Source organism: uncultured Gardnerella sp., from assembly GCF_947280595.1.
GTDB classification, from domain to species: Bacteria; Actinomycetota; Actinomycetes; order Actinomycetales; family Bifidobacteriaceae; genus Bifidobacterium; species Bifidobacterium vaginale_A.
In genome coordinates this window covers 1-9,952 of record NZ_CAMYOS010000023.1, presented here as the reverse complement: position 1 = coordinate 9,952, position 9,952 = coordinate 1, and the positions used below count along the sequence as shown (strand labels likewise).

General features: G+C 36.0%; 8 protein-coding genes. 5 read left to right on the top strand and 3 right to left on the bottom strand.

Annotated features, from left to right (window positions below; translation table 11 throughout):
* Nucleotides 1-156 precede the first annotated feature (156 nt).
* The 3 genes from Q0X59_RS05780 (at nucleotide 157) to Q0X59_RS05770 (ending at nucleotide 2,904) form a co-directional block, all read left to right on the top strand.
* Entirely contained in the window at nucleotides 157-936 is a 780-nt protein-coding gene (locus tag Q0X59_RS05780) for an ABC transporter (RefSeq protein WP_297643818.1), read from the top strand.
* Nucleotides 933-1,871, top strand: a complete 939-nt coding sequence (locus tag Q0X59_RS05775) for an ABC transporter permease (protein ID WP_297643817.1) — start codon at nucleotides 933-935, stop codon at nucleotides 1,869-1,871. The genes Q0X59_RS05780 and Q0X59_RS05775 overlap by 4 nt, the downstream gene beginning before the upstream one ends.
* A 547-nt stretch (nucleotides 1,872-2,418) precedes the next feature.
* On the top strand, nucleotides 2,419-2,904 hold the full coding sequence (locus Q0X59_RS05770; RefSeq protein WP_297643816.1) for an NUDIX domain-containing protein: 486 nt from the start codon (nucleotides 2,419-2,421) through the stop codon (nucleotides 2,902-2,904).
* Nucleotides 2,905-3,220: 316 nt separating this feature from the next.
* On the opposite strand, the gene Q0X59_RS05765 is transcribed toward Q0X59_RS05770, so the two are convergent.
* Nucleotides 3,221-4,096 (bottom strand): DUF2971 domain-containing protein, encoded by an 876-nt coding sequence (locus Q0X59_RS05765; protein WP_297643814.1) that lies wholly within the window; start codon nucleotides 4,094-4,096, stop codon nucleotides 3,221-3,223.
* Between the two features lie 206 nt (nucleotides 4,097-4,302).
* Between Q0X59_RS05765 and Q0X59_RS05760 the strand changes: the two genes are divergently transcribed.
* Entirely contained in the window at nucleotides 4,303-7,092 is a 2,790-nt protein-coding gene (locus Q0X59_RS05760; protein ID WP_297643813.1) for a DNA methyltransferase, read from the top strand.
* A 132-nt stretch (nucleotides 7,093-7,224) separates the two neighbouring features.
* On the opposite strand, the gene Q0X59_RS05755 is transcribed toward Q0X59_RS05760, so the two are convergent.
* The gene (locus Q0X59_RS05755; RefSeq protein WP_250309416.1) at nucleotides 7,225-8,061 is read right to left on the bottom strand and encodes a DUF3800 domain-containing protein; all 837 of its coding nucleotides are present in this window, start codon (nucleotides 8,059-8,061) and stop codon (nucleotides 7,225-7,227) included.
* A gap of 620 nt (nucleotides 8,062-8,681) precedes the next feature.
* Between Q0X59_RS05755 and Q0X59_RS05750 the strand changes: the two genes are divergently transcribed.
* Complete coding sequence (locus Q0X59_RS05750; protein WP_297643808.1) at nucleotides 8,682-9,440, top strand: DUF3800 domain-containing protein; 759 nt, start codon at nucleotides 8,682-8,684, stop codon at nucleotides 9,438-9,440.
* A gap of 280 nt (nucleotides 9,441-9,720) precedes the next feature.
* On the opposite strand, the gene Q0X59_RS05745 is transcribed toward Q0X59_RS05750, so the two are convergent.
* On the bottom strand, nucleotides 9,721-9,952 hold a 232-nt coding region (locus tag Q0X59_RS05745; protein ID WP_297643807.1), incomplete at its 5' end, for a hypothetical protein.

The following is a 9,952-nucleotide window of genomic DNA, read 5'->3' as shown; positions in this document are numbered from 1 at the left end:
CTGCAAGTTTGGAAGAAACGTATCTTGCTATTGTGCAAAATGATAATATTTCTGCATCAAATACTTCTACTTCTACTTCTACTTCTACTTCTACTTCTGCTGCTACGCCGTCTTCTTCGTCTTCTTCACTTTCATTGAGTAAGTAGGAGGCTTAATATGAATACTTCTACTCATTCATACGCTTCTGTGATTCGTGGCATGTGGTTTCAGCTTAAAAGCTTAGCAAAAACAACGTTTTTCTTGCAAAATGCGATACTTGCTCCAGTATGTTTTGCGTTGATGAAAATTGTTTCATACTATGGTTTTTCTCATGATTGTGCTAATTGTCTTAATAATATTTGGGTTGATTCTTCTATAGCTGGATTATGGACTGCTACAACTACTGCTGTTGGAATTATTGGATACCAGCGTTATTTAGGAACATTACAATATTTAACTTTAAGTGTTATCTCACCTGCTGCAGTGTTTCTTCCTATTGTAGGATCCGCAGCTTTACTTGGGTGCATTGGTATGCCGCTTGCGATTATTACCGTTGCTGTTTTCTGCCATGGGTTCTTTATGATAACATTCACGCAGTTAGTTGGATACTTACTTTCTATGCTTGCTTGCGTAGCTTCTGCTGCAGTATTATCTGGAATTTTTGTATTATGCCGTAAAGCTACAGTTTATGAAGGTTTGATTTTAATTCCTGTATGGATGCTTTGTGGAATAGTGATTCCTGTAGAATCAATGCCATTGCCAGCTCGCGTTATTGCGTTTATTCATCCGCTTACGTCTGCAGTGTGGGTGGCTCATGCGCAAGCGTTTAATGCTACTACTGTGTTAGCAATCGTGTTATGCGTTGTATTATCCAGCGTTTTGCTTGTTATTGCAGGTTTTATGTTACGTCATGCTATTCGACTTGCAACACTTAATGGAAGTTTGAACATAATATGATACGAAATAATAATCAGGTTGAAACTATGCGAAATAAAATTATTCAAAATAATAAGTACGCTGAATTGCATCAATATAATCAATATTCTCAGTATGGTCACGTGAGCGTGTTATCTAGTATACGAACTGGTGCAAGAGTGAGTATACAGAGTATACCTAGCTTAAATAGTTGGAATACTGCTGTTATACGTATGATTGTTGAGCCTCTTTTATCTACATTCTTATACGTTTTTCTAGCTGGAGCTGTAAGCGGAGGATTCAATGGAGCAGCTAGTTATGCGACTAGCGCGGGTTTTAACCATAGTTTGATTGCATCAACTCTTGCTGCTGTTATGGGCGCGTGTTCTATTTCCACAAGTATGACTGTGTCAGAAGCACTAGCATGGGATCGTTTTGAAGGAACAACACCATTCGTGCTTACAAGCGCGAAAGTTGCATTACCATTATGGTTCGGTCGTATTATTGCGCTCGTGACTATTTCTTTAGTGAGTGATGCTGTGACTTTGTTTATAACAATGCTTGTAGTAAGCCCGAGTGCTTTCTTTGTGATTAATATGAGTGCGTTGATGCTGTTGTTCCTTATTGTTCCTGTTGCTTCTACGGGATTTGGTATTGCTATAGCTGCTATAAGCATGATGATGAATGATGTTTATACTATTTCTAACGCGCTTAGTGCAATACTTCCTATTGTTTGTGGTGTTATTGCTCCAATTAGCGTATTTCCTAAGATGATGCAATACGTGTTATATGTGATTCCAGTAACTCATGTTACTCAAGCATCTCGTAGTATAGTTGATGGTTCTGTAAATGTTGGCGTATCGCTACTTGTGATTCTTGTTGTTGGCGTGTTATGGGCAATTGTTGGTGTGATCATATGGAATGTTGGTGTGGCGGTTCAACAGCGTAAAGGTACTTTAACAAATATAGGATTTTAGGTAATAAATATGGGATTTAGTTAATTAAATAAGGATTAGATTCGCGTATGGGTAGTGGGTGTAATGCTAGTGGCACGTTGATTATTACGTAAGATTGTTCAGCAAGCTATCAAGCCAATCTTAAACCTTTTAACGATAGCTTTTTCTATCGTTAAAAAGTGCACCCACTATCAATAGTGTGCACTCAAAAAAGTGTAGCTATACTACCCGTTCTCTCAATCCACGTCGAGAGCGTTGTATTGATGTCAAGGGCTTAATAGGTGGGTGCATTTTGCCCTTGTGTAGCAGGGGTTAGCGAGGACTATCGTTAAAAGGTTTAGCGTGTGGCAGCTGTAAGCTGGGTTAGCGTGGTTTTTGAGCGCAGTTTGGCTGTGTGTGGGAACATGTCAACGCTCTAGTGTTGAGTGCAATAAGTTCAATGATTGTTGCTTGTGCACAATGTGATATACAAATGTATCAATCACTTGGATTTTCAATTAAGATTGGGAACTTGTTTGCATTTGAACCATAAGTCACAGTCATTAGATAAAAAATAAAGGAGTAAACTATGGAACATAATTGCGGATTTATTAACGATAAAAAAGCATTTAGATATAGAGCAGCAGCCATCATAGTCGAAGAAGGTTGTGTGCTATTTGCAAGAAATGATGAGGACGACTATTTCTACTCAGTTGGCGGAGCGGTTCACATGGGCGAGACATCAGAAGAAGCCGTTAAGAGAGAAGTATTTGAAGAGACAGGTCTTAATTATGAAGTAGATCACCTTGCCGTCATACACGAGCACTTCTTCATCGGCAGCTCCGGCTTAGATGGAGTAGACTTCCATGAGCTTACACTCTATTACTTGATGAAGCCCATGGGCAAAAGAGATTTTACGAGCCATAGTACTACAGAGGCAGGTGCTAAAGAGACAATGCATTGGTTACCTATAGATGAGCTTGATAAGTGCAAGGCTTACCCGACATTTATGAAAGAATATCTTAAATCGGAGCATAGTGGAATAGAGCATATAATTTCAGATGAAAGATATTAATGAATCCCGCTATTATGGCAAGAGATCGTTACATAAACATTATTTCATTGAAATTGACAAATAACCGCCAACGGTATATTACAATAATTAACAGTACCCGACGCGCCTCTTAACAATGCGGACCAAGTCGGGTCTTTTGATTTTTTGGTCTATAACCCGATGTTTAGGGTAAGCGGAAAAAGTATATCTAAAAAACCGAGTTTTCTCTTTAGATGGAATAAATCCTGCGAAATTTCCCTTAAATGAACCAATATTACTTTCGACATCTTTATTTTTAAAAATAAATACAAGGTCAATAAACATAAGTCACTTCGATTCAGATTTTACTTTTCCATTTGTTATACAATCTACTTCTAACAACACGTATATTGGGATTAATACCTTTTGCAAAATACACTAATTCTTGATAATCAAATTCTTCCATCATTGGGCCGCATATCAATTCCATATCGTCAAAATATTTATCATCAATGTTAAAGTCTAGATAATGAACAATAGGTTGATTATTTGATAATAAGTTATTAAAGACTTCTTGACCAACATTAGCACTATATTTCTTATCACTAAAAAATTTTATTTGGTCAAATGGAATATATGTTACTGAGTATCTCCATTCTTTTTGGAATTTCCACTCAGTACTTTTATATTTCCCTAACACATTCGTATCAAAACAAAAAAATCCACCATCCTGTCTCAAGCATTTAGGATAGATAAGTGATTCATCATCTGTATATGTTACTTTTGCATTTAAGCGCTGGGTAAGGATGTCTCTATCTTTGTCACTTATAATAAATTGCGGAATTAGCTTAAATCTACATCCAAAACAATATTGCGCAGGTACTATAAAAGTTTCATCCGTTGATTTTTCCAATGGTTTATCTTCTTTATTAATGCAATGCTCAACGTAATCATCATAATTATTTTTAAAAGGAAAACTTCTTAATTTTATGCAAACGCCTCTACTAGAATCTCCATACATAGACCATTGTGGTATGCTTTCTCTATTCTCACTCCAGCAGCTTGAAAAAATAAATTTCCCCAAATTACGACCCTCACCAGTAATTGCTTCAGTTTTATCATCCATACATTCAAGTGAAGTTAGTCGCAAAGTCTTATTCATTAAAATTAACTTTGCCGATTTCAAACTAGTGTAATGATATAAATATTCTGGTATCCCTTCAACTATTTGCATAATAAACTTCCTTATCTTTCTTTATATTTCTCTTAGCACAGAAAAATCTCTATTTTACCATTTATTTTATTATCGAGTAGAGTCCATTTTTTAGATACATTTCAACATTTTTCAATCACTTCAATTCTAGCAGGACATGCGGTGTTTGACTGTAAAACTAAACAATAAGCACATAGCTAATCCGTGGTTCAGTAGATAATAGACGCATGAATATTGCAGATCAGCATAAAAAGGCAGTCGACTTTATTAAACACTGGCAAGGTCGCGGCGACGAAAAGCAGGAAACACAGAAGTTTTGGCTTGACCTTATGCAGAACGTTTTGGACGTGCCAAATGTAATAAGCGATACTGAGTTTGAGTATCGTACTGCTGGTGGCGGCTACATTGATATGTTATGCCCTGATTCTCGTTTTCTTGTTGAGCAGAAAAGCAAGAATATTGATCTTGATAAGCCTGAGGAACGTCAAGGCAAACTCGTCACTCCTGCTGAGCAAGCTGTGAGATATTCCGATAATCTTCCGCCTAGCAAAAAGCCTACTTTTATTTGTACCTGCAATTTCAATACTTTTCGTTTCTACGATATTGAGAAAGACCCTAGAGCTGAAAAGTCACCGGTTGAAGAATTTACGTTAGATAAGCTTACTGAACATTTAACAGTGTTCCGCAATATTTTTAGCGAGAATCGTTCACGAAACTATATTGAAAAACAGCTTTCCGAAAAAGCTGGATTGTTAGTAGCTAACTTGCACAATGAGCTAGCGAAGCAGTATTCGACTCCAGATAGTGAAGAAGAACATCATTCTTTAGCGTTACTAACTGTTCGTATAGTGTTTTGCCTATATGCTGAAGATGCTGGCTTGTTTAAGAATCATATTTTCAGTAATTATATTCATAACGCTCAAGCTAGCGACCTTCGTAGGAAACTTATTGATTTATTTAATACGCTTGACACTAATGATGAAAATAGGGACAAGTATCTTGAAAATGAGCTAAAGCAGTTCCCATATGTAAATGGTGGATTGTTCCGTGAGAATATTGAAATTCCGCAACTTACCGAATCAATTAAAGACGCTATTCTTCATGCCGGTGATGATTTTGATTGGCATACAATCAGCCCGGTTATTTTTGGCTCTTTGATGGAAGAAACACTGAGTCACGACCAACGGCGAAAAGGTGGAATGCATTACACTACTGTGAAAAATATTCACAGGTTGATTGATCCGCTTTTCTTAGATGATTTAACAAAAGAACTTGAAAAGATTGAAAGCAATCAGACAATTTCTGAAAAAGTTCGTAGAAACCAACTTGAGAAGTATCAAGATAGGCTTGCGAGCCTTCAGTTTTTAGATCCAGCATGCGGATCTGGAAATTTTTTGACTGAGACTTTTCTTTGCTTAAGAAAGCTTGAAAATAGGGCTATTGAACTTATGCTTGGTGGTCAAGGTTATGTTGATTTAGGAGATAAGAATAGCCTCATAAAGGTAAGTATTGATCAGTTCCACGGCATTGAGATTAACGATTTTGCTGTGTGCGTTGCTAAAACAGCATTGTGGATTGCCGAGCAGCAAGCTTTAGACGATACTGAAAGTATTGCTGAATGCGCTTTACCGCATCTTCCTTTGCATGATTCGGGGAATATTGTGAGAGCAAATGCTTTGCAATACGACTGGAATGATTTGCTTTCTGCAGATAAATGTTCGTATGTTATTGGAAATCCGCCGTTTGTGGGTAGGAATAAAAAGTCGGAAGACCAAATAGAAGACATGAAAAGTATATGGGGGGAAAATTATGATGGCAATCTTGATTATGTAACCTGCTGGTTTAATAAAGCTGCTCATTATTTAGATGGCACAAAATCAGCGTTCGCTTTCGTCTCGACGAATAGTATATCTCAAGGCATACAAGTCCCATTTCTATTTAAAACTCTTAAAAATTTGAATTGGCACGTTAATTTTGCACATCAAACTTTTAAATGGGATGCAGAATCCACCGATAATGCAAATGTGCACGTAGTTATTATTGGGATGACTCAGCAGAAGACCAAGTTTAAACTTTTTAGATATAAAAACATCAGTTCTTCGCCTACCATGACAGTTTGCAGTAATATAAATGGATATCTTTCTGATGCTCCAAATGTTTTTATAGAAAAACGTAATCAGAAATTAGGAACATTATCTCCAATGTTGTCAATTGCAAACTTTGGTTCAATGCCGCGTGATGGCGGTAATCTCATTCTTAATACACGCGAAGAATACGATGAAGCAATGAAAGACCCTATTGCTGCTAAATATGTATGCAAATTTATTGGAGCGAGAGAGCTCATTAATGATATAGATCGATGGTGTTTATGGCTTGTTGATGCTGAGCCCGCTGAAATGAGAACATCGAAATTCATTTCTCGGCGCATCGAAAAAGTTCGTCAAATGCGGGAAATAAGTACTGCAAACTCAACTAAAATTATGGCCAAAACTGCATGGCTGTTTGGCCAGCAGGCTCAACCACAAACTAATTATTTAGCCATTCCTCGTGTTTTTAGTGGGCAACGCGGATATATGACCTGCGACTTACATGAACCAAATGTAATTGCTGGAGATTCATTATTTACTTGCTCTGATCCGGATGGTATAAATTTTGCAATTATAGAATCTTCTATGTTTATGGCTTGGCAAGATGCAATTGGTGGAAGATTAAAAAATGATAATCGCTTCTCCAACACAGTTGTGTGGAATAATCTTCCACTTCCAGAGCTTACAAGTGATATGCGAGCAAAAGTCATTGAAGCAGGTAAATCCATACTTCAAGCACGAGCGAACCACCCAGGCCAATCCTTAGCAGACTTGTATGATCCAACATACATGCCTCAAGATTTGCGCAAAGCTCACGACGAGCTAGATAAAATAGTAGACGTTGCTTTTGGTGCTACAAAGCCTTGCTCTAATAACGACGAGCGTCTAGAAATTCTATTCAAATCCTATATTCGCATGACTAAGGAATGAATTTTGTTCAAATAAACTGCATAAAATTCAAAAGCAAATCTGTAGTTTCTACAGTCAGACTTTATATTAAGAAATGTTGATTGCTGTTAGCAGAGGGTCGCCGGTTTTGTGCAACCCTCTAGCATATTTACATTAGAAAATGTCGTTTTGTATAAGATGCTTCATTGGGAAATATACACCACTGTTACAAATAATATCGTCAATTATATGAGCTGTTTTTAATACTGCTTTATCTCCACGAGAAAGTTGAGATGATTCCAATGATTTATCAATCATTGCAGCGCGCGAAGCGATAAATAATGCCATATCAATCATTTGCAATCCAAAGTATTGTCTTGAATCTTCCCAATGGAATGGCATCACAATATGAGAAAGATTTGAATTATAAAAACCCTCTGTATTACCATTCTTTTGGTATTGCTTAATACGACCTTCATGTGCCTCAGGATCAGCCACTTTATCAGCAATAATAGTTATATCAGTTTTATATGATTCAGCAATAAAATTAACTCGCTCGAGACAATATTGAAGTGCAACATCGTGAGGTGTATGAGCATTTTCTTTATATCGTTGTTTTAATTCAGTAGCAGCAACACCGCGAATAATAACTTTTGCGCATGATTTTGCCAAGATACGCATTGCAGATTTATAAATACCAGTGGATTGCGCATATAGTCCATTCATGCATTCCCAATCATCCTTGAAATGAAACATGCAATGACCATGAAATTCAACATTACTTGGAACATTAAATTTTTGTATAACGCTTTCTTTTAATTTTGCAAGCTCCTGTTCTATAAATTCTTTTTGCTGCTCGTCAACAATTAACGCACCAATATAATATATATCTCCGCCAATTTTTCTATCTACAGGCGAATGAGATTCATCAATATAAGCAGTTAACATAGCATTATTATCACACATAATTATTCCAACCATCAACCTAGAAAAATAATGTGCATAACTCATATAAATTACTGCTCTATTTACTACAAATTGTTGCATAAAATATTAACGATATTAAAAACAACTTCATATTTGTGCTAATACATTGCAAATATATTCTTCTATGTTTATAGCATGTTTTTGTATTAAAAAATTATTAATGCAACACGTACTCCTAAAATTTGTAAAAATAACCAAATTTGTATATGCTTGTATACACGACAAGCTCACTTCACTATAGGAAGTGTTGATTGCTGTTAGCAGAGGGTCGCCGGTTTTGTGCGACCCTCTAGCATATTTACTTTCCCAAAACAATGCGCATTAAGGGTAAGCGGCAATTTAGGGTTATTTCGGGTTATAGGCCAAAAGTGTGTAAAGCTAAGCTTATAAATATTCTTAAAATAGAAGTAATCAGCTTAGCTTTTAAAAAACCTCACACACCAACGTATCAAAACTATTTCCTTAACGCAACAATTTTGATACAAGATATAAATAAAAAAAAACGACTGAAATAAACTATATCTTCTAGATTTATACTTATTTTTTCAATAAAAAATTATTAGTACAATTTATGTTACTAGTATAATATTTCGTGATATTTACTATTTTGGGGAATACAAAATATGAGAGTTGGGAAGTAGGACATGAAGAAAAATGCTTTTGGCGATTATATTGTTTTTGTTGATGAAAGTGGTGACCAAAGTCTTGTTAGCATAGACAAACAGTATCCTGTGTTTGTTTTGTCTTTTTGTATCTTTGAAAAGAAGCATTATGTGGAACATGTTGTTCCAGAGATTCTTAAATTAAAGTTTGATTTTTTCGGTTCAAATATTCCTATACTTCATGAGCGTGAGATTCGTAAAAGAATTGGAGTTTTTAATATTCTTATGGAAGATACTGTAAGAAATGAATTCTTCAATAGGTTAAATCAAATAATTGAGTCATCTAATTTTACGATTGTTTCAACAGTGATCGATAAGAATAAATATTCTCATTATGATGCTCCTAAAAATCCTTATGTTATTGGCATGAATTTTGGCATTGAGCGCATTTTTTATGAATTGCAGGAACGTAATCAAGTTGGTAAAACAATTCCTATCATTTTTGAAAGTCGTGGTAAGAAAGAGGATTCTAATCTTGAAAAGGCTTTTAATAGCTTTATAGATTCTTCTAATATTTGCGGCATTAAAGGAATGTTTGATTTTAATTGCATAAGTAAATCTGCTAATTTGCAAGGTCTTCAGTTAGCTGATCTAGTTGCTAGACCTATTGGCATACGTTATTTGCATCCTACGCAATCTAATAGAGCGTATGACATATTGATAAATAAAATCAGGAGGTCTAGAGATGGAGAAATTAAAGGTTATGGAGTAAAAGTTTATCCAGAAAAGGAACCTTATTGATTAAGCGAGAATAAAAAGCAAAAAGCTCTAGGCATGATGCCTAGAGCTTTCGCCGACCGAGTACTCCCAATCCATTTGTTCCATCATTGTATCATATATAATCTTATTTACTAAATTATTTAATTTAAAAAAATTAATACATAATGTAGGGTAATCAGAAAGAGTCCGTAAAGCTAAGCTGGTGAATATTCGTGGGCATAAGCCAAGTTCTTCAACACCGCTAAAAACTCAGCTAACCAACTGAAAAAGTAACAGTAGTAAGCAAAACACTGTTACTAACTCAGTCAACCAACTGAGAAAGTAATGGTAATAAGCAAAACATGTCAGAAACAAACCGCCATCCAGCGCGCAAACAGCACCAAGCGACACGCCAAAATAGGCGAGGGGTTGCATTTGAGAATATTTCGGGTATAGTAGTTACTCGTGCTTCGGCGCTGACATAGTTAGCAAGAAAGCATTGCGGACATAGCTTAGTTGGTAAAGCGCAACCTTGCCAAGGTTGAGACCGCGGG